Source organism: Streptomyces cyslabdanicus (assembly GCF_052663305.1).
The window spans coordinates 1-23,751 of the sequence record NZ_JBQRUW010000023.1; the positions used below are offsets into that span (position 1 = coordinate 1).

The window sequence follows — 23,751 nt, forward strand, 5'->3', positions numbered from 1 at the left end:
ATGACTTTGTTAGAACGTGACGGTGGCGACGGGAGTGGTTTCCCGCCGCCCCACCAAAAGGGGTGAACAGTCGTAACTTTCCCGTGCGGGCGGCGTTCCGTCGCGTAAGGAGATCAACCGGACACGAAACGTCACGCCACAGGCCGGTACGCCGCAGGCCGGTACGCCGCGGGCCGGTCCGGCCGGCCCGCGGTCACCTCCCCGGGTAGGGCCAGGAGTTGGGCAGGCAGTGGATTCCGTCGTGGTCCAGGAACTTCGTCTGCTGCTGCATGACCGGCGCCAGCGCGCCGTCCGTGTCGCAGGAGACGTGGCCGTAGCCGAGCCGGTGGCCGACCTCGTGGTTGATCAGCATCTGCCGGTAGGCGTACATCTCGTCGCCGTAGGTCTTGGAGCCCTGCGCCCACCGGTAGGCGTTGATCATCACGCGTTCGGTGGCGGCCGAGTCGCAGGAGACGTTGTCCACGGTGGTGTCCAGGCCGGACTTGGCGCACCACGTGGCGGTGGTACCCGGACTGGCGAGCGTGATGACGAAGTCGGGCCGGCCGGAGGAGACGCGCTCGAAGGTGCGGGCGCCGTTGTGGGCCCAGCTGCGGTCGTCGTTCAGCGTCTTCTGCACGGCCGCGGCGAAGAGCTCGCCGTCCAGGCCGAGACCCTGCTCCACGTCGACGCGGTAGGTGTACTTGCGTCCCCTGCCGGGCGCCTTGGCGAAGCCCGGGACCGCGTCGAACCGGCCGGAGCCCTCGAGGGTGGGGCTGAGCGGGTACCTCGCGCCCATCTTCTGGTCGTACGTCAGTGCCGACATGTTCGGCGCGGCCGCCTTGCCGTCCGTGCCCGCGCCCGCGGCACCGGCGACATCGGACTCCGCCCGGTCGGCGGCGGACCGGGAAAGCGCCCCGCTGTCGGGCTGGTCCTCGGCCACCTGCCCGGCGACGACCACGGCGAGCACGGTGGTGACGGCGGCGGCCGCGATGCCGGTGAACGCCTTCCCCTTGGTCGCGGTGGACGTGGCGGGCTCGCCGCTCGGTCGCGCGGTGTCGTCGTCCCCGCGCTCCGCCCCGTCCCGCCCGGCCGGCTCGTAGGGCGGGGCCACGGCCGGGTTCGCGGTGCGCACGTCACCGCGGGACCGGGGCGCGAAGACGTCGTCGTCCCCCTCGAAGGCGTCGAGGTAGTCCTGCCGCGGCCCGCCGGGCGACGCCCGCCGCTGCCGGGGAATGGAGGCGCGGGAACGCACGGAGTCGGCGGGAGCGGCGGAGCCCCCGATCCCCGTCGAGCTGCCGAGACCGGCGGTCGTCGGCCCCTGCGCTCCGTTCCTCTCCACGGCAGGCGCCCCCGGCCGCCCCCAGCCACCACCGGCTTCCCGCTGCTCCGGGTGCCCACCACGAACCCGCGGAACCTCGCCGACCGGTGTGCCGTCGGCCAAACGCGGCATGCCGTGAGCGGGCGTGCCGTAGGCGGGTGTCCCGTGACGACCGCTCAGGCCGTGCCAGGGCTCGGCGCCTCCCCGGTTCGCGCGGCCGTCCCGGCCCTCCGGGCCGCCCCCGGGGCGTTCGCCGTGCGGGAGCTCCGGGCCTCCGTGCGACTCACGACCACCCCGCGGGCCGTACCTCTCCGGGGATTCGCGGTCGTCCCGGCCGATGCTCGTGTTCGCGGTCGCGTCCTTGGGTGCGGGCCCGCGGCGGCTGTGGCGTCCCACGTCGGCCCTCAGCCCCCCGCACCCGCGCCGAAGGAGGCCCCACCGGCCTCCCAGCCGGACGCACCGCCGACCGTCCCGGTGCCGGGAGCACCGCCGCCTGTCTCCGCGCCGGAGGCACGGCCTGCGGCCCCGGCCGCGGAAGTCCCACGCTCGGCTTCGGCACCGGCGGACTCGACGCCGGTCCGTTCACCACCGTCGTCCCCGGCCCGGGCGCCCGCTGCCGGCCCCGCCATCGATCCGGTCTCCAACTCTCCGGTGTCCAGCAGTAGTTCGCGAAACGCGGTGGCCACGGCCTCCGGGTACTCCATCATCGCCACATGGCCGGCGTCCGGCAGGGTGAGGAGGCGGGAGCCGCGGAAGGCACGGGCCGCCCGCTGGGACATGCGGAAGCCGACGAGCTGGTCGCGGCCGCCGTAGACCAGCAGTGTGGGCGCGAGGACCCGCTCGGCCTGCCGCCACAGTCCCTGCTGACCGCCCAGCGTGTACGCGTCCACGATCCCGCGCGCGGAGCGCGACATCGCGTCCCAGAAGTACGGCAGCTGGAGCCGCCGCTCCATCTCCCGCACCGCGTTGCGGAACCCCTCGGGCGTCACCCGCCCCGGGTCGCCGTAGCACAGGGCCATGACCCCGCGGACCCGCTGCTCCGCCGTCCACTCCCGGGTGAGCCGGGTGAACAGCGTGGTCACGCCGGGCAGCGCGAGCAGTCCGGTCGGCAGGGCGGTGCGCTGCACCCGGAGCTCGGGCAGCGCGGGCGAGACGAGCGTGAGCGTCCGTACGAGGTCGGGCCGCAGCGCCGCGACGCGCGTGGAGACGGCGCCGCCCAGCGAGTTGCCCAGCAGGTGCACCGGCCCGCGACCGGAGGCGTCCAGGAGGCGGATCACCGCGCGCGCGTGCCCGGTGACGGAGTAGTCGCCGTCGTCCGGTGGCGGGGAGTCGCCGAAGCCCGGCAGGTCGACCGCCTCGCCGTCGACGGTGCCGTCGAGCAGCGGCATCAGGGCGGACCAGTTCCGGGAGGAGCCACCGAGGCCGTGCACGTACAGCGCGGGCGGCAGTCCCTCCCGCGCGGGCGGCCGCGAGCGCACCGCCAGCGTGATCCCGGGCAGCTCGACCGAGCGCAGCCGTTCGCCCTCCTCGACCCCGACGGGCGCCACTCTGGGAAAAACGTTGGCGGGCGGCACGAAGGGCAGCTCGGTCGAAGACATGCGGGCAATGTTACGAGACGATCACGCAGTGACTCATGGGTTCGCCTGTGTCAGCCGTCACAGATCGTACGCACGCGGGACCGCCGATCGGACCGCGGATCGCATAGCGTCACCCTCGGGTGTCTCCTAGGCTCATACAGAGGGCACCCGCACATGACCCCCTGTGGCTTCCGGGACCATCCTCCGGGGACATCGCAGGGGCATGGGGCATCCGCAGGGACATTCCGCAGCATTCCGCAGGAAGGGAGCCCAGCATGGCATTCGACCCCACCGATCCCGAGACGTTCGAGGGCGACGACGCCGCGGAGATCGCCGTCGAGGCCCCGGAGGGCGACGCCGCCGAGCAGCACACGGACGTCGCGCCGGACCGCGACGAACCCCTCACCGGGGACCCGGACCGCGCCAACGAGGCCGATCTCATCGAACAGGCGCGGGTCGTCTCCATCGACGAGGACGACTACCGGTGAAGGACGGGGCGTACGAGGTGGCGCGTGAGGCGACGCCGGGGACGCCCGACGGGAAGGACCGCGGTTGAGCAGGAGCGTGGCTTTTTGCCCGTCTTGAACCCGATTGAAACCTTCTATGCCGCTTTTGTCGCCGTCCGGTCCGTGAAATCCTGCGCTCGCACCGCGCACACCACGGTTACCGAAAAGTACGATGGCGGCGCGGCGCACACCGCATGTGGACGACTTTGGGAGGCGGCGTGACAGCCATCGAGCAGACAGAGGCGGCACGCCCGCGAGGCACGCGCCTGCCGCGCCGTGCCCGACGGAACCAGCTGCTGGGCGCCGCCCAGGAAGTCTTCGTGGCGCAGGGCTACCACGCGGCCGCCATGGACGACATCGCGGAGCGGGCCGGCGTCAGCAAGCCGGTGCTCTACCAGCACTTCCCGGGCAAGCTCGACCTGTACCTCGCGCTGCTGGACCAGCACTGCGAGTCGCTCATCCAGTCGGTGCGGGGCGCGCTCGCCTCGACCACCGACAACAAGCAGCGCGTGCGCGCCACGATGGACGCGTACTTCGCCTATGTCGAGGACGACGGCGGCGCCTTCCGGCTGGTCTTCGAGTCGGACCTCACGAACGAGCCGGCGGTGCGCGAGCGCGTCGACAAGGTCACCAACGAGTGCGCCGAGGCGATCTGCGACGTCATCGCGGAGGACACCGGCCTCTCCCGCGCGGAGTCGATGCTGCTGGCCTCGGGCCTCGGCGGACTCGCCCAGGTGGTGGCCCGCTCCTGGCTGCACAGCGACCGCAGCGTGCCGCGCGACCAGGCGGTCCAGCTGCTGGCGTCCCTGGCCTGGCGCGGCATCGCCGGTTTCCCGCTGCACGGCGCCGAGCAGCACCACTGAGCGGGCTGTTCGCTCCTGGCGTTCCCGGGTCGAGCGTGTTCGTCCCCTCACCGGGCTAATGTGTGCAGGTACGGCGCGGAAGGTCGCGCACTTCACTGACCGTCGGAGGGACATAGCCGTGGAGGTCAAGATCGGCGTGCAGCACGCGCCCCGCGAGATCGTTCTGGAGAGCGGTCAGAGTGCCGAGGAGGTCGAGCGGGCGGTGTCCGAGGCGCTGGCCGGGAAGTCGCAGCTGCTGACCCTCGTCGACGAGCACGGCCGCAAGGTGCTGGTCCCGGCCGACCGCCTCGCATACGTCGAGCTCGGCGAGCCGGCCCCGCGCAAGGTGGGCTTCGGCGCACTGTAGTCGCCGCGCCGTCGAACGACGGAGCTACGGAAACGACACGGGAGGGGGCCCGGCGGTGGAGAGCCGCCGGGCCCCCTTCCCGCGTTCTCCCACCCCCGCTTCTCCCGCTCCCCCGCGTTCTCCCGCCCTCCACCTTCACGGATGGCGCACAATCCGCCCACAGGGAGGGTTGCCTTCCGCAGGTCAGGGGTATGACCGGCTAGGACCGCCAGGCACCGGCCGATCATGCCGATCGTGTGGGAGGGAACCGTCATGTTCTTGGAAGCGCTCGGCTCCGCGCTGATCGGTCTGCTGCTCGGCTGGACCGCGTTCCACCGCCTGTCCCACCGCCTGCCGTCCCGTCTCCTGGTGCAGTCGACCGGTGTCGCGGGGGCCCTCTTCGGCGGCTTCGTCACGCACAGCGCGCTGGGCTCCGGCAGCCTGCTGTCGACGCTGCTCGGCGCGGTGGTCGTGTCCGCCGCCTCGCTGTCCCTGCTGGTGCGCCCCGCGGGAAGACTGCGCCGGCGATCGGCGCCGGCCTGATCCGGCGCCGACGGCGGCGCACCCCCTGACAACGCCTCCCGGCAGGCCTACGCGGCCAGCCCCAGCGCGGCCATCCGCTTGGTGTGCGCCTCGGTGATCCGGGAGAACATCCGGCCGACCTCGGCGAGGTCGAAGCCGTCCGCGACGCCGCCGACGAGCATCGTGGACAGCGCGTCCCGGTCCGCCACGACCCGCTGGGACTGCGACAGGGCCTCGCCCATCAGCCGCCGCCCCCACAGTGCGAGCCGGCCGCCCACGCGCGGGTCCGCATCGATCGCCGCGCGCACCTTCTCCACCGCGAAGCCGGCGTGCCCGGTGTCGTCCAGGACGGCCAGGACCAGCTCGCGCGTGTCGGAGTCCAGACGGACGGCGACCTCACGGTAGAAGTCACTGGCGATCGAGTCGCCGACGTAGGCCTTGACGAGCCCTTCCAACCAGTCCGAGGGCGCCGTCTGCCGGTGGAAGCCGTCGAGCGCGGCGACGAACGGCTCCATCGCCAGCGTCGACTCCTCGCCGATCTCCGCGAGCCGGTCGCGCAGCCGCTCGAAGTGGTGGAACTCGGCCGACGCCATCTTCGCCAGCTCGGCCTTGTCCGCCAGAGTGGGCGCCAGCTTGGCGTCCTCCGCGAGCCGTTCGAACGCCGCGAGCTCTCCGTACGCGAGCGCGCCGAGCAGGTCCACGACCGCGGCGCGGTACTGCGGGTCGGCGGCGGCCGTCGCCCAGTCCTGGGCGGCGATGCCGGTGGGTTCGGCGGGCGCGTCGGAGACGTTGTCAGACTTGTCAGAGCTCGTCATGAAGCGCACAATAGCCCGCCCTCCGCGCCCGCGACGGACCCGACCGACCAGTGTGACGACGACTACGTGACCGAATCGGCCATCACGTGTACGTGATTCCGGGGTATGGTGGTAATGCGCCTGTTGCGTACGCCGACGCGTTGCGATGTGTGACGTGTGACGTACACCGACAGGGCGCACGCATGAGGATGCCCGGTCGGTGGCCCGATCGGCTCCGACCCGACAGCCCTCCCTGACCGTACGGCACTGTGCGTACGACGATCGGAGGGACCTCCAAGCGGTTCGAGCGCTAGAGCGTCGGCTGTGGTCCCGTGCCACACGGCCCGCCCGCGTGGGCGGCCGACGTCCCCAGCACGGTCAGACACGACCCCCGCGCTCGCCTCGCACCGCGCACACAGAAGAGGCAGCACCCTGACTACGACGTTCCGAGAGCTCGGGATCCTCCCCGAGACCGCCGAGGCCCTGGAAGCCGTCGGCATCACCACTCCCTTCCCCATCCAGGAGATGACCCTGCCCGTGGCCCTGACGGGCACGGACGTCATCGGCCAGGCCAAGACCGGCACCGGCAAGACGCTCGGCTTCGGCCTTCCGCTCCTCGAGCGCGTCACCGTCCCCGCCGACGTCGAGGCGGGCCGCGCGCAGCCCGAGGCGCTCACCGACACCCCGCAGGCGCTCGTCGTCGTTCCCACGCGCGAGCTGTGCGTCCAGGTCACCAACGACCTGCTGACCGCGGGCAAGGTGCGCAACGTGCGCGTCACCGCGATCTACGGCGGCCGGGCGTACGAGCCCCAGGTGGAGGCCCTGAAGAAGGGCGTCGACGTGGTCGTCGGCACCCCGGGCCGGCTGCTGGACCTCGCCGGCCAGAAGAAGCTGAACCTGAAGCACGTCAAGAGCCTGGTGCTCGACGAGGCCGACGAGATGCTCGACCTGGGCTTCCTGCCCGACGTCGAGAAGATCATCGGCATGCTGCCGGTCAAGCGGCAGACCATGCTGTTCTCGGCCACCATGCCGGGCGCGGTCATCGGTCTGGCCCGCCGCTACATGTCGCAGCCGACGCACATCCGCGCCACCGCGCCGGACGACGAGGGCGCGACGGTCGCGAACATCAAGCAGTTCGTCTACCGCGCGCACTCGCTCGACAAGCCGGAGATGATCGCCCGCATCCTGCAGGCCGAGGGCCGCGGACTGGCGATGATCTTCTGCCGCACGAAGCGCACGGCGGCCGACATCGCCGAGCAGCTCCAGCGCCGCGGCTTCGCCTCCGGCTCGGTCCACGGCGACCTCGGGCAGGGCGCCCGCGAGCAAGCGCTGCGTGCCTTCCGCAACGGCAAGGTCGACGTGCTCGTCTGCACCGACGTCGCCGCGCGCGGCATCGACGTCGAGGGCGTCACGCACGTCATCAACTACCAGTCGCCCGAGGACGAGAAAACGTACCTTCACCGCGTCGGCCGTACGGGCCGCGCGGGCGCGAAGGGTACGGCGATCACCCTCGTCGACTGGGACGACATCCCGCGCTGGCAGCTGATCAACAAGTCGCTGGACCTGGACTTCAACGACCCGGTCGAGACGTACTCCAGCTCGCCGCACCTGTTCGCCGAGCTGGGCATCCCCGAGGGCACCAAGGGCGTCCTGCCGCGCTCGGAGCGCACCCGCGCCGGACTGGACGCGGAGAAGCTGGAGGACCTCGGCGAGACCGGCGGTCGCGGTGCACGCGGTCGCGGTGGCCGGGGCGAGGCACGCCCGGCGGACCGTGAGCGCTCCGCGGACCGTGAGCGCCCGGCGCGTACGCCGCGCCGCCGGCGCCGCACCCGTGGCGGCGCGCCGCTGGACTCGGCACCGGCCACGCCGACCGCAGGCACGTCGGCCGACGTGCCGGTCGAGGCCACGGTCACGGAAGAGGCGTCCACCCCGCGCCGCCGGCGTCGTCTGCGCGGCGGTGCGCCGACGCAGCCGGTGACGGCCCACGAGCCGACGGCACCGTCCGGGCACGACGAACCCGTCGAGTCCGCCGAGGCCGCGACGACGACGGCCGAAGGCACCGCCCTCGACGTCGCCGACGCCACCGACGCGCCCGCGAAGTCGCGTCGCCGCCGTACCCGCAAGTCGGCGGAGCAGGCGGTCACGACGGCCCCGGTCGAGACCGGGACCGAAGTCGCCCCGGAACCGGCGGCTTCGGCCGAGAGCACCGCCGAGGCGGCTCTGGACACGGCCGGGTCCACCGCGGACCAGCCGGAGGCCAAGCCGCGCCGCCGCACCCGTAAGGCGGCGACCGCGGCCGAAGCCGCCGTGGACACCGCCGAAGGCACCACCGACGAGGCGGAGACCAAGCCGCGCCGACGGACCCGCAAGGCAACCGCCGCCGCGGCCGAAGCCGCCGTGGACACCGCCGAGGGCACCGCCGACGAGCCGGAGACCAAGCCCCGTCGCCGTACCCGCAAGGCGACGGCCGCCGCGACCACCGCGGACGCGCCGGAAGCCGCCGTCGAAGCCAAGCCCCGACGGACCCGCAAGACCGCCGCGACGGTCGCTGCGGAGATCCCGCCGCAGCCGGCCGACGGGCCGGACAGCGCCGCCGAGGCCGCGGTCGACGTCGCCGAGGGCGCTGAGGCCAAGCCGCGCCGCCGCACCCGCAAGGCGGCGACCGCGCCCGAGGCCGTGGCGGACACCGCCGAAGGCACCACCGACGAGGCGGCCACCAAGCCGCGCCGACGGACCCGCAAGGCGGCCGAGACGGCCGACGCCCCCGTCACCGACGAGGCAACGGCGGCCAAGCCCCGCCGCACCCGCAAGGCAACCGCCACCGCGGACGCTGCGGAAGCCGCCGTGGACACCGCCGAGGCCAAGCCGCGCCGTACCCGCAAGGCGGCCGCGGCGACGGCGGAGGCGGAGACCAAGCCCCGTCGCCGTACCCGCAAGGCCGCCGAGGCCCCGGCGGAGGCCGACGACACGGCCGGTGGCCCGGCCGCCGAGCCGAAGCCGCGCCGTACGCGCAAGACGGCCGCCGCCAAGGCAGCGGTGGACACCGCCGAGATCCCGGCGCAGACCACGGGGAAGGCCGCCGCCGCGGTGGTGGAGTCCATAGAGGCCTGATCCGGCGCTCCCGGCGCCCGTACGACCCGGCGGCCCGGCCCACTCCGTGTGGGACCGGGCCGCCGGCGTACGCGGCGGACCCGGCCGGTTCGCCGCCACCGCCCCACCGGTGAGGACTTCACCCGAACCGCCGTACCGACACCACCGAGGGCGCCGTGCCCGATAGCCTCGGCGCATGAGCAGGCCGCCTACGTTCGTCCCGCCGCCGGGGGCGCGCACCTACCGGCTGCGCACCGCGCGCGGCGAGTTCGCCGTGGTCGACGCGCCCGTCGCGGCCGGTGTCGCGCCGCGCGGCACCGCGCTGCTGCTGCCCGGTTTCACCGGGAGCAAGGAGGACTTCAACCCGCTGCACGAGCCCCTCGCGGCGCGCGGGTACCGCACGGTGGCCGTGGACGGCCGCGGGCAGTTCGAGTCGGACGGGCCGGCGGACGACGAGTCCGCGTACGCGCAGGGGGAACTCGCCCGGGACGTCCTCGCTCAGGCGGGGGCGCTCGGCACGCCGCTGCATCTGCTGGGGCACTCGCTCGGCGGGCAGATCGCCCGCGCGGCCGTGCTCCTCGACCGCTCCCCCTTCGTCTCGCTCACCCTGATGGCCTCCGGCCCGGCGCAGATCTCCGTCTCCCAGCAGCAGCGCGTGAAACTGCTGCGGGACGCGCTCGGTGTGATGTCGATGGCGGAGGTCTGGGAGGTCATCCAGGCGATGGAACCGCCCGAGGAGACCGACACCGGCGCCGGACTCGACGCGGGCCTCGACGACCGCGCGGACCTGCGCCGCCGCTGGCTGTCCCACAAGCCCGCCCAACTACTCGCGACCGGGCTCCAGTTGTGCACCGAGCCGGACCGCGTCGCCGAACTCGCCGCCCTGCCACTGCCGTTCCACGTGCTCTCGGGCGCGCGGGACGACACCTGGCCGCTGCCGCTCCTGGACGACGCGGCCCGGCGGCTGGGCGCCCGGCGCACGGTCGTCGAGGGGGCCGAGCACTCCCCCAACTGCGATCAGCCGCTCGCCACCGCCCGCGCCCTCGCCGATTTCTGGGACACCGTCACCGCCCGGCCGCAGGACCGGACGACCGGCTAGCCGGCTGGTGCCGCGACCGGAAAGGTCCACCCGCGACCGGAAAGGCCCACCGGCCCGTTCCGCCCGGCACGGCCCTAGAACTGCCCCTGGAGGTGAGCCCAGAAGCCGTCCCGCAGCGCACGTCGCAGGTCCGCCTGGCCGCGCAGGGAGTACTGGAGGAGGCCCTCGGCCTCGACCAGGAGGTCCTGGTCCACCGATCCCGGCAGATACGGGTGCCCGGGGAGAAGTTCCGCCAGGTTCTCGCGGCCGCGCGCCGCGAGCCACTTGGCGGCGATCTGCGCGCCCACGAAACGGACGTTCTCGCGGGTCGGGCGGGCAACCTGGGCGGGGTCGTACGCGGGTGCGGTGCGCCGGGAGACGTACGGCTTGAAGAACTCGAGGTCGAGGGTGCGCTGGCTGTCGACCTCCCAGAGCAGCGGCTCCGCCTGGTTGCGGACGTCGGGGGCCTCGACGCCCCACAGGTGCACCCGGGCTCCGTAGCCCTGGGCGGCCTCCACCGCGGAGACCAGGTCCTCGTCGCCGCCGAGCAGCGCCGCGTCGCTGATGGCGCGGTGCCGGGCCAGTGACTCCAGGTCCGTCCGGATGAGGGAGTCCACGCCCTTCTGCTGGTTGTTCGCGTTGAGGTTGCCCAGGCGGACCTTGACGTCCGGCAGTTCCGCGATCGACTGCTGCTCGGCGGTGTGGATGCGGCGCCGGGCGCCGTCGTACCAGTAGACGCGCAGCAGCCGGCTGTCGGCGAAGACGGTGCGGGCCCGGTCGATGAGCGCGTCGATCAGCCCCTCGGCGTCCAGGTCGAAGGCGCGGCGGTCCTCCGTCCCGGCCACCAGGCGCCCCGCCGCCGCGTAGAGGTACCCGGCGTCGACGAAGATCGCATGGGTCGAGGGCGTCTTCGCCACCTCGGCGAGCATGCGTACCAGCAACTCGTTCGTGCGGTCGATGCGAGCGGACAGCGCCGCGAGGTCATCGTTCATCGCCCTCCATTGTCCCGGCGGTCACGCTGCGAACACAACCGGTCCCGGTCGGTCAATTGAAGCTGCCTTACCGGTCACTGGTTAGACAATCGAAAAATTTCTTTAGCGTAGGGAATGTTTGCATCGTGCAGATCGTTGTGACCGAGTGAAGCCAAGTAGTTCTCCTCAGGAGGATGACCAGACGAAGGGAGAGGCAATGCGCTTCGAAATCATGCGACTCGACGAGGTCGACGGTACGCCCGTGGACTGCACCGTCGTGGACGCAGCCTCCGTCAACCGGATCGTTCAGCAGGCCGCCGCTGTCGGACAGCGGCTGTGGATCCGACCGGCCGAGACCACGGCCTCATAACAGACGCGGACCACCGCAGAAGCTTCGAAGCCCCCGTACGGTCGCCGCACGGGGGCTTCGCGCACGTACGGCGACCGGGCACCCCGGACCGCGTACGCGCTCAGGCGCCGTGGATCACCTGCAGGACGCCGTTGATGATCTGCTGCACGGCGATCGCGGAGAGCATCATGCCCGCCAGCCGTGTCACCAGGACCACGCCGCCGTCCTTGATGACCCGGATGACCAGCAGCGAGTACCGCATGACCAGCCACAGCACCACGTGGATCGCGAGTATGGCCGACCACACCGAGACCTGGCTCGCCACACTGCCGGCCTTCTCCACGGCGAGGATGACGGAGACGATCGCGCCGGGACCGGCCAGGAGCGGCATACCGAGCGGGACCAGCGCGACGTTGACGTCCTTGGTCTGCTTGGGTTCGTCCGTCTTGCCGGTGAGCAGGTCGAGCGCGATCAGCAGCAGGAGCAGCCCACCGGCGATCATCAGCGCCGGGATGGACACGTGCAGGTAGCCCAGGATCTGGTTGCCGAGCACACCGAACACGGCGATGACCCCGCCGGCCACGCAGACGGCCTGGAAGGCCATCCGCTTCTGCATCTTGGCGGGTCGTCCGGCGGTCAGCGCGAGGAAGATGGGCGTGATCCCAGGGGGATCCATGATGACAAAAAGGGTGAGGAACAGGGAGCCGAAAACGGCAGCGTCGAACATCGGTGAGAGGCCTTGCGGAAGAGCGGAAGAACGGAAGAGCGGAAGAACGAAGGGTGACGAAGTGAGGTGACGTGGGAGGGGGGAGGCGGACCTCAGACCCCGCCGGCCCCCGGCACCGGGAACGCCCCGGTGGCCCGCCGCGTGATCTCCCCGTACACGTCGGGATGCGTCGTGAACTCACCGAGCGAGACGGTCTTGCGGCTGCCGTGGTAGTCGCTGGAGCCGGTCGTGAGCAGCCCCAGTTCGCCGGCCAGCCCGCGCAGCCGCGCGCGGGCGTCGGCGTCGTGGTCCATGTGGTCGACCTCGATGCCGTCCAGGCCGGCCGCGGCCATCTCGGCGATGCGGGACTCCGGCACGGTGCGCCCCCGCTTGGCCGCCGCCGGGTGGGCGAAGACGCACACTCCGCCCGCGCCCTTGACCAGCCGGATCGCCTCGAAGGGGTCCGTCTCGTGCTTCTCGACCCAGGCGCGGCCGCCGTCGGCCAGCCAGTCCTCGGTGAAGGCGTCGCTCACGGTGGGCACGACACCGAGCTCGACCAGCGCCGAGGCGACGTGCGGCCGCCCGACCGAGCCGTCGCCCGCGATCCGCGCGACCTGCTCCCAGGTGACCGGCACGCCCAGCGCGTCCAGCTTGGCGATCATGGCCTTGGCCCGGGGCACCCGGCCGTCGCGGACCAGTTCCCGCTCGGCGAGCAGGGCGGGCTCCGCGGGGTCGAAGAGGTAGGCCAGCATGTGCATGCTGATGCCGTCGACACGGCAGGACAGCTCGGCGCCGGTGACGAGGGTGAGCCCCTCGGGCAGCGCGGCGATCGCCTCGGCGTGTCCGCGGGTGGTGTCGTGGTCGGTCAGCGCGACGACGTCCAGGCCTGCCGCGGCGGCGTTGCGCACCAGCTCGGCCGGGGTGTCCGTGCCGTCGGACGCGCTGGAGTGGGTGTGCAGATCGACGCGCACGACACGGACTCCAGGCTCTGACGGGACGGAAGGGGACACCTCAGGATAACGGGCGCGCGAGGGTGCCGTGTCACACCCGCGAGAGCCGTGCGCCCCCTACGGGTGGAGCAGTCGCGGCGAGAGCGCCCCGCACGGCACCAGGTCGAGTTCGGCGCCCGCGTCCCGCAGGTCGGCCAGCACCAGTTCGTCGTACATCAGCAGCCCGGACTGCTCGGGCCACACCACCGCCCACAGCCACAGCCCGAGCGCTTCGCCCGCGAAGACGGCACGGTCGTCCGGGGCGCCGGAGACATGCCACAGCGGGGTGGGGCGGCCGCCGGCCAGGACCTTGGCGTCGGGCGGCTTCTCCACGTCCAGGTAGGTGCCGGGGTCCGGCCCTTCGATGCCGGCGTAGCGCGCGCCCAGGCCGACGCCGAGTTCCTCGGCGACCAGGATGAGTTCGCCCATACCGCCGAGCGGCCCGGGTCCGGAACAGGCCACGGCCGTGGCACGGCCGCCGCTGCGGTCGTCACCGGCATGGACCACGCCGGTGAACAGCCAGCCGACCGGCAGGGGCCACGGCATCCACACCGGCACCTGGGTGCGCTGCACCACGACACCGAGGGCCTCGACGCTCGGCGGGACCACGGGCTGCACCGGATACACGGTCCCGTGCACGCCGCACTGCCAGGAGTCGCTGAAGAGTCCGGGAGCCCTGACCCGGCCACCGCACTTCGGGCAACTGGGTTCGCCCCTCATAGGGCCCCACGGTCCTACCACGGCAGCGCCGCGTCAAGGACGATCACCCGTCCGGACCGGGGGCCCGGCCGGGACCAACTAGGTGCATGTTGCATCAATTAGGGTAGCTAACTTATTATGTGTAAACAGCAACGATGGGAAGGAGCGGTATGCGCAGCAGCACAGGAGGTCACGCGGCGGGCGACCCGTTCGACGCGGGTGCGGGAAGCATCCTTCGACAGCCCCGGGCGGTCTGGGCGACGGCCGGCGCGTCCGTCGTCGCCTTCATGGGCATCGGGCTCGTCGACCCGATCCTGCCCTCCATCGCCAAGGGCCTGAACGCCACCACGAGCCAGGTCTCCCTGCTCTTCACCTCGTACTTCCTGATCACCGCCGTCGCGATGCTGGTGACCGGCTTCGTCTCCAGCCGCATCGGCGGCCGCAAGACCCTGCTGCTCGGCCTCGCCTTCGTGGTGGTCTTCGCCGGTCTCGCCGGCACCTCGGGCTCCGTCGCCCAGCTCGTCGGCTTCCGGGCCGGCTGGGGCCTCGGCAACGCGCTCTTCGTCTCCACCGCCCTCGCGGTCATCGTCGGCGCGGCGAATCCCATAGGGGCCGCGCGCAGCGCGTCGGACAAGGGTGGTGGTGGGCGACGGGCGGGAAGCGCGGCGGCGATCCTGCTCTACGAGTCGGCGCTCGGCCTCGGCATGGCCTGCGGCCCGCTGCTCGGCGCGCTGCTCGGCAACGCCAGCTGGCGCTACCCGTTCTTCGGCACCGCGTTCCTGATGGCCGTCGGCTTCCTGTGCATCACGACGTTCCTGAAGGAGCAGCCCAGGCCCGCCCGCAGGACCTCCCTGCTGGATCCGGTCAAGGCGCTCGGCCACGGCGGCCTCGCCTCGGCGGCGGTCTCGGCGTTCTTCTACAACTACACGTTCTTCACCGTGCTGGCCTTCACGCCGTTCGTGCTGAACATGACCCCGTACAAGTCGGGTGCGGTGTTCTTCGCCTGGGGTGTGCTGCTCGCGCTGTTCTCGGTGGTGGTGGCGCCGCGCATGCAGGAGCGGTTCGGTTCGCTGAAGGTGCTCGGCGGCTCGCTGGTGCTGCTGGCCGCCGACGTGGTCGTGCTCGGCTTCGGCGACCACACCACCGCGGTCGTCTGCACCATCCTGTCCGGCGCCTTCATCGGCGTGAACAACACCGTCTACACCGAGCTGGCCCTCGGCGTGTCGGACGCCCCCCGCCCGGTGGCGAGCGCGGGCTACAACTTCGTGCGCTGGTTCGCCGCCGCCGCCGCGCCCTTCCTCGCGCCGAAGATCGCGGAGTGGACCGACCCGCACGTCCCGTTCGTGGTCGCGGGGGCCACCGCGGTGCTGGGCGCCCTGGTGGTCGCCGTACGGCGCAGGGCCCTCACCCTCCCCCAAGCTCTCGACTCCGCTCAAGCAGGGGGGACCCCCATGGCAGAGGAACTCCAGCCGCGGCACGCCACCGAGGACAGCGTCACGGTCTTCGCCAACTGACACCGGCCGGCGGCCTGTTGGTGAGCTTGCTCACTCCAGCGGGACGGAACCGCGGGCGGGGTCCCGCAGGTCCGTCCCGCGGTTCAGCCAGCGCTCCCGCAGGGCCTGCGCACCGTGCACCCGCTTCCAGGCGGCCTCGTTCGGGGTCATCGGCAGCAAGGGCAGGAACCGTACGGGGTCCAGCGGCCCGTCCAGCTCCAGGTCCTCCACCAGGCCGCCCGGCTCGGCCACCAGGACCGAGGTGAAGGGCGCGCCGGGCCACAGGGGCTCACCCACGTCGAGCGAGGCGCCCGGCGCCACGACCACACCCTCGACCTGCGGGGACGCACCCAGCACCGCGAGCGGGCGGAGCACCTTGTCGGTGTCGGCGAGGCCGGCGCGTACGGAGAGGACCAGCTCCGCGCGCGGCCCCTCGACCGGGTCGGCCAGCAGCGCGGTGGGGTCGGTCATGGGCCGGGCGGACATCCCGAGGGTGGCGTACCGGACGACGTCCCCCTCGTGGAAGCGCAGCACCTCGATCCGGTCCGTGCCGAGGAAGGTGACCGCGGCGCGGGCGTCCGGTTCGCCCAGCGCGGAACGCAACCGGGCCTCGACCAGAGGAAGAACGTCAGCCATGCGGCGAGCATAGAACTCGTCAGCGACAGGCAAAGCGGCGCCTTGACACGCCGGGCTGCTGATACTCTTGGCCGGTCGTCCGGGGCAGCGCGCAGCTTGACGCCCCCCAGGTTCTCAGCCCTGGGGAGGTCGCGATCCGGCCCCGACGCCGATGGGACTCCCTTACGAGGGACCGGCCGGAGGAGGTGAGGCTGTCATGGATCGAAGTCGACCGTGCAGTAGCACCCGCTCTTCCCGCCGCTGATGTCGTCGTTCTGACTCCGGTCGGCCGCCGCCTCTCGCGTTCGTGCCCTCGCGCACCTCATACGGAAGAGCACTTCGTTTCGTTTCGATCTGTCTGATCTGTCTGATCTGCCAGTGACGAAGCTCGCCACCGCGACGGTGCGGTGCTCCCCGCTTTGTGGACGTGCCAAACATTCCTGAGGCCACCACGTCCTCATTCCGGGCAGTTCCAACCGCCGTCGGCAGCCGCTCGTCGCTTGCTGCGAAGGAGCCCCGCCATGTCGATGATCCGCGACCTGCGTTCCGTGGTCCGCCCCTCCCGCACGGCCCCGCGCAAGGACGACGGCGCGTGCGGCGCCGCAGACGACTCGGCGACGCCGTCGGCCATCGTGGACTGCGCCGTCTACCGCGACGGCGCCCGTGTCCCGACCGACCGGCCGCTCACCCCGCAGGAGGCGATGCGCCAGGTGCGGCGCGACGGCGGCTTCGCGTGGATCGGGCTGCACGAGCCGAACGAGGCCGAGTTCGCCGGTATCGCCGCGGAGTTCGGGCTGCACCCGCTGGCCGTGGAGGACGCGGTCACGGCCCACCAGCGGCCCAAGCTGGAGCGCTACGACGACACGCTCTTCACGGTCTTCAAGACCATCCACTACGTGGACCACGACGAGCTCACCGCCAACAGCGAGATCGTGGAGACCGGCGAGGTGATGTGCTTCACCGGCCGGGACTTCTTCATCACCGTCCGGCACGGCGGCCAGGGCTCGCTGCGCGCGTTGCGGCACCGCCTCCAGGACGACCCCGAGCTGCTGGCCAAGGGCCCCTCCGCGGTGCTGCACGCCATCGCCGACCACGTCGTCGACGGGTACATCGCGGTCGCGGACGCGTTGCAGGAGGACGTCGACGAGGTCGAGACGGAGGTCTTCTCGCCGGGCCGTGGCGGCACCCCGCGCGGCACCGACGCCGGCCGGATCTACCAACTCAAGCGCGAGGTGCTGGCGTTCAAGCGGGCCGTGTCGCCGCTGCTGCGGCCCATGCAGCTGCTGAGCGAGCGCCCGATGCGGCTGATCGACCCGGACATCCAGAAGTACTTCCGGGACGTGGCCGACCACGTGGCCCGCGTGCAGGAGCAGGTCGTCGGCTTCGACGAGCTGCTCAACTCCATCCTCCAGGCCAATCTGGCGCAGGCGTCCGTCGCCCAGAACGAGGACATGCGGAAGATCACCGCCTGGGCCGCGATCATCGCCGTTCCGACGATGGTCTGCGGGGTGTACGGCATGAACTTCAAGTACATGCCCGAGCTGCACCTGAAGTACGGCTACCCGCTGACCGTGGCCATCACGGCCGCGATCTGCCTGGGCATCCACCGCACCCTCAAGCGCAACGGCTGGCTGTGAGCGGGCTCGTTACCCTTCTGCCATGAACAGCGAGCTGCTCGACCAGGCCCTCGTCGAGGAGGCCACGAAGAAGTCCGGCCTCATCTGGGTCAGGGGCCCCGGTGTCCCGGCCCGTGCCCTGTGGCACGTCTGGCACGAGGGCGCCGCGTGCGTGGTGGGTGACGGGCCCGGCGAGCAGCCGCTGCCCGGACTGGCCGACGGGGCCGCCGCCGAGGTGACGGTGCGCAGCAAGGACAAGGGCGGCCGTCTGGTCGCCTGGGCCGCGCACGTGGTGGAGGTCGCGCCGGACACCCCGCGGTGGCAGGAGGTGGTGGCCGAGCTGAAGGGGAAGCGGCTCAACGCGCCCGACGGCGAGGCCATGACGGCGCGCTGGGCCCGCGAGTGCCGGGTGCTGCGCCTGGAGCCCACAGGGGCGACCGCGCCGCCGCCGGAGGGCTCGCTGGCCGAGGCGCCGCTGCCGACACCGGCGACGACCCGCCGGCCGGCCCCGGAGGGGCTGCCGCGGCTGCTGGTGAAGCGGCGGCGGCGGAAGTAGCGCCGCCCCCGTCCCGGGTCAGGACGTCGGCGGTCCCGGGTCAGGACGTCGGCAGCTGCTTGCCGTAGTCGACCGTCTCGCTCTTCTCCGGCTGGGCCAGGGAGAAGTTCTTGCCCCAGTCCGAGAAGGTCAGCGTGCCCGCGTCGCCCGCGCGCACCAGGCGCAGCGGGTAGGGGGTGCCCTCCAGGGAGACGTCCAGGGTGCCGCCGGTGCCCTCGCCGCCGTTGATGCGTATCGTGCGGACGCCCGCCTGCTCGTGGTGCCCGTCGGTGGCCAGCGTGCCGTGCAGCGTCAGCAGGCCGTCCAGGAGGACGTCCTTGTGCGTGAAGCCGCTGAACCGCTGGTAGGCGGGGTCGCCCTGCGGCACCTTCACGTACTTGCCGTCCAGCTTGTCGGCGGCCCCGGTGGCCTTGCCGCTGCCGTCGACCTGACCCCAGAACTCGGCGTTCGCCTTCAGGTACAGCTGCTCCCCGACCCGCAGCAGCCCGAAGGCCACCCCCTGCGAGGTGACCGAGCCGGAGCCGCCCTCGTCCTTCAGGCGCATGTCGAGCCGGTACGTACGGCCGTTGCTGACCACGTTCCCGGACAGGTGCACGGTGTCCGCGGAGGCGGCCGCCGCCTTCGCCTTCGCCTGGATCGTGTCGGCCGGCAGTTTGCCGACCCCGTTGGTCCCCGCGTCCGGATCCTCTTCGGAACACCCCGTCAGGCCCGCGCCCGCGACGACCAGAGCACACAGCGCGCTCGTCAGCGCGGCCCGGCGGGTACGGCCCTGGGGAATCACGGTCACTGGGGGAGCGCCTTTCTGACGGGTGTCCTCAAGCGGCGTACGGCAGCGTACCGGTGCCGCGCACGCCCGGCGGACCCGGCTCTTCCGGATCCTCACCAGGGCGTATCCGAGGTGGACGGGCTAGCCTGAAGCGCACCTGAGCGGGCATTTGGGAAAAGAGACCCGGCACAGACGACACGCACCACGCACCACACAGCCGCGCACAGCACCACGCACCACACAGCCGCGCAAAGGAGGCGCAGCCATGGCAGCGGGCGCCCCCCGGATCTTCGTCTCGCACCTCTCCCAGGTCGCCGTCTTCGACCCGGCGGGCGACCAGGTGGGCCGCGTGCGCGATCTGGTCGTCATGCTGCGCGTCGGGCGGCGGCCGCCCCGCCTGCTCGGGCTGGTCGTCGAACTCGCCACCCGGCGCCGCATCTTCCTGCCCATGACCCGGGTGACCAGCATCGAGTCGGGCCAGGTCATCACCACCGGCGTGCTCAACGTCCGGCGCTTCGAGCAGCGGCCCACCGAACGTCTCGTCTTCGGCGAGCTGCTCGACCGGCGGGTGACCCTCGCGGAGACCGGCGAGGAGGTCACGGTCCTGGACATGTCGGTGCGGCAGCTGCCCGCGCGCCGGGACTGGGAGGTCGACCGCGTCTTCGTCCGCAAGGGCGGAAAGGGCGGCACGTTCCGGCGCAACCGGGGAGAGGCTCTGACCGTGGAGTGGTCCGCGGTCACCGGCTTCTCGCTGGAGGAGCAGGGGCAGGGCGCGGAGAGCCTGCTCGCCACCTTCGAGCAGCTGCGCCCCGCCGACCTGGCCAACGTGCTGCACCACCTGTCCGCCAAGCGGCGCGCCGAGGTCGCCGCCGCGCTGGACGACGACCGGCTCGCCGACGTCCTCGAAGAGCTCCCGGAGGACGACCAGATCGAGATCCTCGGCAAGCTGAAGGACGAGCGCGCGGCCGACGTGCTGGAGGCGATGGACCCGGACGACGCCGCCGACCTGCTCGCCGAGCTGCCCACGGCGGAGCGGGAGCGGCTGCTGGGGCTGATGCAGCCCGCCGACGCGGCCGACATGCGCCGGCTGATGTCGTACGAGGAGCACACCGCGGGCGGCCTGATGACGACCGAACCGGTCGTGCTGCGCCCGGACGCGACCGTCGCCGACGCCCTGGCCCGGGTCCGCAACCCCGACCTCTCCCCCGCGCTGGCCGCCCAGGTCTACGTCTGCCGCCCGCCCGACGAGACCCCGACCGGGAAGTACCTGGGCGCGGTGCACTTCCAGCGGCTGCTGCGCGACCCGCCCTACACCCTCGTCGGCTCGATCCTCGACGACGACCTGCAACCCCTCGCCCCCGACGCCACGCTGCCGGTCGTCGCCGGGTTCTTCGCGACCTACGACATGGTGGCCGCGCCCGTCGTCGACGAGTCGGGATCGCTGCTCGGCGCGGTCACCGTGGACGACGTCCTGGACCACATGCTGCCGGACGACTGGCGGGAGACGGAGTACGACCTGGACGAGGGGGCGGCGGCGCATGGCGGCTGAGCGAGAGGGCACCCGCGAGCGGCCGGTGGGGGCCACCGCCGCCGGGCGGCCGCGGGCCGGCCGCCTGGACCAGCCGCGCCCGCCCCGGCGCCGGCTGCTTCCGGAGTGGGACCCGGACGCCTTCGGGCGGCTGTCCGAGCGCATCGCGCGGTTCCTGGGCACCGGGCGGTTCATCGTCTGGATGACGGTGGTGATCGTCGTGTGGGTGCTGTGGAACGTGGCCGCGCCCCGGCATCTGCGGTTCGACGAGTACCCGTTCATCTTCCTGACCCTGGCCCTGTCCCTCCAGGCCTCCTACGCCGCCCCGCTGATCCTGCTGGCGCAGAACCGGCAGGACGACCGGGACCGGGTCAACCTCGAACAGGACCGCAAGCAGGACGAGCGGTCGATCGCCGACACCGAGTACCTGACCCGCGAGATCGCCGCGCTGCGCATGGGCCTGGGCGAGGTGGCGACCCGCGACTGGATGCGCTCGGAGCTCCAGGACCTGGTCAAGGAGCTGGAGGCGCTGAGTGCCGACGGGCACGGCCGGCGCGGGGTATTCCCGGCGGATCACCCGAGCACACGTGACATGGACGACCGGTGACGGGGTCCCTGGGCCGACAGGGGGCGCCGTACCATCGTCCTTATGGCTACGGAAGACGCGGTGCGCGCAGCTCTGGCGACGGTTGACGATCCCGAGATCCACCGGCCCATCACGGAGCTCGGCATGGTCAAATCGGTGGAGGTCGGCGCGGACGGAGCGGTCGCGGTCACCGTCTATCTGACGGTCTCCGGCTGCCCGATGCGCGAGACGATCACCCAGCGGGTGACCGACGCCGTCTCCCGCGTCGAGGGCGTCACCCGGGTCGACGTCACGCTCGACGTGATGAGCGACGAGCAGCGCCGCGAGCTGGCGACCGCGCTGCGCGGCGGCCAGGCCGAGCGCGAGGTCCCGTTCGCCAAGCCCGGCAGCCTCACCCGCGTGTACGCGGTCGCCTCCGGCAAGGGCGGCGTCGGCAAGTCCTCGGTGACGGTGAACCTGGCGGCGGCGATGGCGGCCGACGGTCTGAAGGTGGGCGTGGTCGACGCCGACATCTACGGCCACAGCGTGCCGCGGATGCTGGGCGCGGACGGCCGCCCGACCCAGGTCGAGAACATGATCATGCCGCCGTCGGCGAACGGCGTGAAGGTCATCTCCATCGGCATGTTCACCCCGGGCAACGCGCCGGTCGTCTGGCGCGGCCCAATGCTGCACCGCGCGCTCCAGCAGTTCCTGGCGGACGTGTACTGGGGCGACCTGGACGTCCTCCTGCTGGACCTGCCGCCCGGCACCGGCGACATCGCGATCTCCGTGGCCCAGTTGGTGCCGAACGCCGAGATCCTGGTGGTGACGACGCCTCAGCAGGCGGCGGCCGAGGTGGCCGAGCGGGCGGGCTCCATCGCCGTCCAGACCCACCAGAAGATCGTCGGCGTGGTCGAGAACATGTCCGGCCTGCCCTGCCCGCACTGCGACGAGATGGTCGACGTCTTCGGCACGGGCGGCGGCCGCATGGTCGCCGAGGGCCTGACCCGCACCACCGGTGCCACGGTCCCGGTGCTCGGTTCCATCCCGATCGACGTCCGGCTGCGCGAGGGCGGCGACGAGGGCAAGCCCGTCGTGCTGACCGACCCGGACTCCCCCGCTGGCTCGGCCCTGCGGTCGATCGCCGACAAGCTCGCGGGCCGGCAGCGGGGCCTTGCGGGGCTGTCGCTGGGGATCACCCCGAAGAACAAGTTCTAGGGCCTGTCGGCCCAGGGCCACTCGGTCGGATCAGGCCGGATCAGGGCCTTACGAGGGCCGTCGCGGCCCGTGCGACGCCTGTCGCGCCCGTACGGTGGCAGGGGCGCCGTCCCGCGTGGACGGCGCCCCTGCCTGCCGCGTGTGCCGCGTGGCGTCAGGCGTACGCGTTGATGTCCTTGATCATGGCGAAGCCGAGCCCGTACGCGCTCATGCCCCTGCCGTACGCCCCGACGTGGACCCCCTGGGAGGTCGAGCCGGCGAGCACCCAGCCGAACTCCGACTCCCGGTAGTAGAAGGGCGTCGGGATGCCGTCCACGGGCAGGGAGAGCATGGACCACTCCGGTCCTGACAGGTCGTCGGCCAGCTCCCAGGCGGCCTCCGTCTGCTGCTCCAGCCAGTCGTCCCGCAGGGTGTGGTCCACCTGTCCGGGCCAGGTGAAGGACAGCAGGCCCACCGCGGCCAGCCAGGCCGCCGAGGAGACCGAGGTGGCCTCCAGCTGGCCCGTGCCGTCGGCGAGGCGCCGTACGGGCTGGGCGGCGACGGTGACGACGACCGCGAACCTCTCCTTGGGCTCGTCCGGCGCTCCGGACACGAACTCGTTGCGCACCGACGGCTCGTCGCCGTGCCCCGTCGCACCGTGTTCCACCGAACCGTCGGCCGAGGTGCCGACCTGCATCAGCCAGCGCGGCCCCGTGAAGGCCTCGTCGAGGCCGTACCAGGGAAAGGGTGCCAGCAGGTAGCCGTCGACCGTGCGCCGGGCGAAGGGGAACTGTGGTCCGCCCTCCGCGGGCGGCGCCTGCGCGCCTGCCCGACGTGTCGTCTCCATGTGCCGGAGGCCTCCTCGCTCTCGTCGAACCGGGGCGGCCCGCCCCCCTTCGGGCGTACTCGTCCGGTCCGCACAACAACTCGGCAGCATATCCATCCCGCTTCGGGCAGCCGGGAAACCGCCCGGCGCGTGGGTCGCGGGTCCAGCCGTTTCGTGCCGCGCACAGCCCTGCACGCGGCGTGAGACGCGTCACACGGGACGCGTCTCAGGTGGCGTCCATGTCGAACGGCGGACGCTCGTCCTGACCAGGGCTCTCGGGCTTCTTGGTCATGTCGATCCGGCCGCCGGCCGAGCCCGAGGAGCCCGTGGAACCCGAGGAGCCCGTGGAACCCGAGGAACCCGAGGAACCCGAGGAACCCGTGGAGGAGGATGCGGAGGACGCCGAGGAGTCGTACTCGTTGCCGTTCACCGCGTCCGTGACCTCGGCCATCTCCTTCCTCAGGTCGAAGCCGTTGCGGATCTCCTTCAGCCCCAGCTCGTCGCTGTCCAGCTGCTTGCGGATGAACGTCTTGGGGTTGAGGTCCTCGAACTCGAAGTCCTTGAATTCCGGGCCGAGTTCGTCGCGGATGTCCTGCTTGGCGCTCTCCGAGAACTCACGGATCTTCCGGATCGTGCGCGTCACGTCCTGGATGACCTTCGGGAGCTTTTCGGGACCGAAGACGAGCACGGCCACGATGATGATCGTCAGCAGCTCGAGCGGTCCTATGTCATTGAACACCTGAAGCTCCTTGCGATGTCCTCGGTCCTCGGCCCTCGGGTGGTCCGGTCTGTGTGGGGCTGTCCGTGGTCCGGGCCGGATCCA

The 23,751-nt window shown here is 72.2% G+C and carries 24 protein-coding genes; 13 read left to right on the forward strand and 11 right to left on the reverse strand.

Annotation, left to right across the window (positions count from 1 at the left end; all coding sequences use genetic code 11):
* Nucleotides 1-193 precede the first annotated feature (193 nt).
* On the reverse strand, nucleotides 194-1,693 hold the full coding sequence (locus tag ACTYVM_RS15040) for a DUF3152 domain-containing protein (protein ID WP_445526442.1): 1,500 nt from the start codon (nucleotides 1,691-1,693) through the stop codon (nucleotides 194-196).
* A gap of 8 nt (nucleotides 1,694-1,701) precedes the next feature.
* On the reverse strand, nucleotides 1,702-2,895 hold the full coding sequence (locus ACTYVM_RS15045) for an alpha/beta fold hydrolase (protein ID WP_445526443.1): 1,194 nt from the start codon (nucleotides 2,893-2,895) through the stop codon (nucleotides 1,702-1,704).
* A 254-nt stretch (nucleotides 2,896-3,149) separates the two neighbouring features.
* Here ACTYVM_RS15045 and ACTYVM_RS15050 point away from each other — a divergent pair, with 254 nt between their 5' ends.
* The 4 genes from ACTYVM_RS15050 (at nucleotide 3,150) to ACTYVM_RS15065 (ending at nucleotide 5,111) form a co-directional block, all read left to right on the forward strand.
* Nucleotides 3,150-3,362: an Rv3202a family protein gene (locus tag ACTYVM_RS15050; protein ID WP_445526444.1), complete on the forward strand. Its 213-nt coding sequence runs from the start codon at nucleotides 3,150-3,152 to the stop codon at nucleotides 3,360-3,362.
* 236 nt (nucleotides 3,363-3,598) lie between these two features.
* Nucleotides 3,599-4,243: a TetR/AcrR family transcriptional regulator gene (locus tag ACTYVM_RS15055; protein WP_390828628.1), complete on the forward strand. Its 645-nt coding sequence runs from the start codon at nucleotides 3,599-3,601 to the stop codon at nucleotides 4,241-4,243.
* 118 nt (nucleotides 4,244-4,361) lie between these two features.
* Entirely contained in the window at nucleotides 4,362-4,589 is a 228-nt protein-coding gene (locus ACTYVM_RS15060) for a DUF3107 domain-containing protein (RefSeq protein ID WP_062711803.1), read from the forward strand.
* A 252-nt stretch (nucleotides 4,590-4,841) separates the two neighbouring features.
* The gene (locus tag ACTYVM_RS15065; RefSeq protein ID WP_400028984.1) at nucleotides 4,842-5,111 is read left to right on the forward strand and encodes a hypothetical protein; all 270 of its coding nucleotides are present in this window, start codon (nucleotides 4,842-4,844) and stop codon (nucleotides 5,109-5,111) included.
* A gap of 47 nt (nucleotides 5,112-5,158) precedes the next feature.
* On the opposite strand, the gene ACTYVM_RS15070 is transcribed toward ACTYVM_RS15065, so the two are convergent.
* Nucleotides 5,159-5,905, reverse strand: coding sequence for a ferritin-like domain-containing protein (locus ACTYVM_RS15070; protein ID WP_445526445.1), 747 nt, complete (start codon nucleotides 5,903-5,905; stop codon nucleotides 5,159-5,161).
* A gap of 504 nt (nucleotides 5,906-6,409) precedes the next feature.
* Between ACTYVM_RS15070 and ACTYVM_RS15075 the strand changes: the two genes are divergently transcribed.
* Both ACTYVM_RS15075 and ACTYVM_RS15080 read left to right on the forward strand, forming a co-directional pair.
* Nucleotides 6,410-8,995 carry a DEAD/DEAH box helicase gene (locus tag ACTYVM_RS15075; protein ID WP_445526446.1) on the forward strand — a complete coding sequence of 862 codons (2,586 nt, stop codon included), beginning with the start codon at nucleotides 6,410-6,412 and terminating at the stop codon, nucleotides 8,993-8,995.
* Between the two features lie 175 nt (nucleotides 8,996-9,170).
* The gene (locus ACTYVM_RS15080) at nucleotides 9,171-10,073 is read left to right on the forward strand and encodes an alpha/beta fold hydrolase (protein ID WP_445526447.1); all 903 of its coding nucleotides are present in this window, start codon (nucleotides 9,171-9,173) and stop codon (nucleotides 10,071-10,073) included.
* A 74-nt stretch (nucleotides 10,074-10,147) separates the two neighbouring features.
* Here ACTYVM_RS15080 and ACTYVM_RS15085 read toward each other — a convergent pair whose 3' ends face one another.
* Complete coding sequence (locus tag ACTYVM_RS15085) at nucleotides 10,148-11,044, reverse strand: NYN domain-containing protein (RefSeq protein WP_445526448.1); 897 nt, start codon at nucleotides 11,042-11,044, stop codon at nucleotides 10,148-10,150.
* 196 nt (nucleotides 11,045-11,240) lie between these two features.
* Here ACTYVM_RS15085 and ACTYVM_RS15090 point away from each other — a divergent pair, with 196 nt between their 5' ends.
* Nucleotides 11,241-11,393: a DUF8834 family protein gene (locus ACTYVM_RS15090; protein WP_100568199.1), complete on the forward strand. Its 153-nt coding sequence runs from the start codon at nucleotides 11,241-11,243 to the stop codon at nucleotides 11,391-11,393.
* Nucleotides 11,394-11,493: 100 nt separating this feature from the next.
* Here the strand turns inward: ACTYVM_RS15090 and ACTYVM_RS15095 are convergent, their stop codons facing one another.
* From ACTYVM_RS15095 to ACTYVM_RS15105, 3 genes are all read right to left on the reverse strand, one after another.
* Nucleotides 11,494-12,099, reverse strand: coding sequence for a MarC family protein (locus ACTYVM_RS15095; RefSeq protein WP_445526449.1), 606 nt, complete (start codon nucleotides 12,097-12,099; stop codon nucleotides 11,494-11,496).
* Nucleotides 12,100-12,191: 92 nt separating this feature from the next.
* Complete coding sequence (locus ACTYVM_RS15100) at nucleotides 12,192-13,049, reverse strand: PHP domain-containing protein (RefSeq protein WP_445526450.1); 858 nt, start codon at nucleotides 13,047-13,049, stop codon at nucleotides 12,192-12,194.
* Between the two features lie 96 nt (nucleotides 13,050-13,145).
* Nucleotides 13,146-13,787: a DUF6758 family protein gene (locus ACTYVM_RS15105; protein WP_445526451.1), complete on the reverse strand. Its 642-nt coding sequence runs from the start codon at nucleotides 13,785-13,787 to the stop codon at nucleotides 13,146-13,148.
* A gap of 149 nt (nucleotides 13,788-13,936) precedes the next feature.
* Between ACTYVM_RS15105 and ACTYVM_RS15110 the strand changes: the two genes are divergently transcribed.
* Entirely contained in the window at nucleotides 13,937-15,280 is a 1,344-nt protein-coding gene (locus ACTYVM_RS15110; RefSeq protein ID WP_445526452.1) for an MFS transporter, read from the forward strand.
* A 30-nt stretch (nucleotides 15,281-15,310) separates the two neighbouring features.
* On the opposite strand, the gene ACTYVM_RS15115 is transcribed toward ACTYVM_RS15110, so the two are convergent.
* A complete protein-coding gene (locus tag ACTYVM_RS15115; RefSeq protein ID WP_445526453.1) occupies nucleotides 15,311-15,895 on the reverse strand; it encodes a suppressor of fused domain protein in 585 nt (194 codons plus the stop codon).
* Nucleotides 15,896-16,395: 500 nt separating this feature from the next.
* Here ACTYVM_RS15115 and ACTYVM_RS15120 point away from each other — a divergent pair, with 500 nt between their 5' ends.
* Both ACTYVM_RS15120 and ACTYVM_RS15125 read left to right on the forward strand, forming a co-directional pair.
* Entirely contained in the window at nucleotides 16,396-17,511 is a 1,116-nt protein-coding gene (locus ACTYVM_RS15120; RefSeq protein WP_400028974.1) for a magnesium and cobalt transport protein CorA, read from the forward strand.
* Nucleotides 17,512-17,533: 22 nt separating this feature from the next.
* Entirely contained in the window at nucleotides 17,534-18,046 is a 513-nt protein-coding gene (locus ACTYVM_RS15125) for a hypothetical protein (protein ID WP_445526454.1), read from the forward strand.
* A 40-nt stretch (nucleotides 18,047-18,086) separates the two neighbouring features.
* Here the strand turns inward: ACTYVM_RS15125 and ACTYVM_RS15130 are convergent, their stop codons facing one another.
* The gene (locus ACTYVM_RS15130) at nucleotides 18,087-18,833 is read right to left on the reverse strand and encodes a hypothetical protein (protein WP_445526455.1); all 747 of its coding nucleotides are present in this window, start codon (nucleotides 18,831-18,833) and stop codon (nucleotides 18,087-18,089) included.
* A 244-nt stretch (nucleotides 18,834-19,077) separates the two neighbouring features.
* Between ACTYVM_RS15130 and ACTYVM_RS15135 the strand changes: the two genes are divergently transcribed.
* From ACTYVM_RS15135 to ACTYVM_RS15145, 3 genes are read left to right on the forward strand one after another with little or no spacing between them, the layout of a single operon-like run.
* Complete coding sequence (locus ACTYVM_RS15135) at nucleotides 19,078-20,361, forward strand: magnesium transporter MgtE N-terminal domain-containing protein (protein ID WP_445526456.1); 1,284 nt, start codon at nucleotides 19,078-19,080, stop codon at nucleotides 20,359-20,361.
* Entirely contained in the window at nucleotides 20,351-20,947 is a 597-nt protein-coding gene (locus ACTYVM_RS15140) for a DUF1003 domain-containing protein (protein WP_445526457.1), read from the forward strand. The genes ACTYVM_RS15135 and ACTYVM_RS15140 overlap by 11 nt, the downstream gene beginning before the upstream one ends.
* A 42-nt stretch (nucleotides 20,948-20,989) precedes the next feature.
* Entirely contained in the window at nucleotides 20,990-22,123 is a 1,134-nt protein-coding gene (locus ACTYVM_RS15145; protein WP_445526458.1) for an Mrp/NBP35 family ATP-binding protein, read from the forward strand.
* Nucleotides 22,124-22,277: 154 nt separating this feature from the next.
* Here the strand turns inward: ACTYVM_RS15145 and ACTYVM_RS15150 are convergent, their stop codons facing one another.
* The gene (locus ACTYVM_RS15150) at nucleotides 22,278-22,949 is read right to left on the reverse strand and encodes a hypothetical protein (protein WP_445526459.1); all 672 of its coding nucleotides are present in this window, start codon (nucleotides 22,947-22,949) and stop codon (nucleotides 22,278-22,280) included.
* 205 nt (nucleotides 22,950-23,154) lie between these two features.
* Complete coding sequence (locus ACTYVM_RS15155; RefSeq protein ID WP_445526460.1) at nucleotides 23,155-23,667, reverse strand: sec-independent translocase; 513 nt, start codon at nucleotides 23,665-23,667, stop codon at nucleotides 23,155-23,157.
* Nucleotides 23,668-23,751 lie beyond the last annotated feature (84 nt).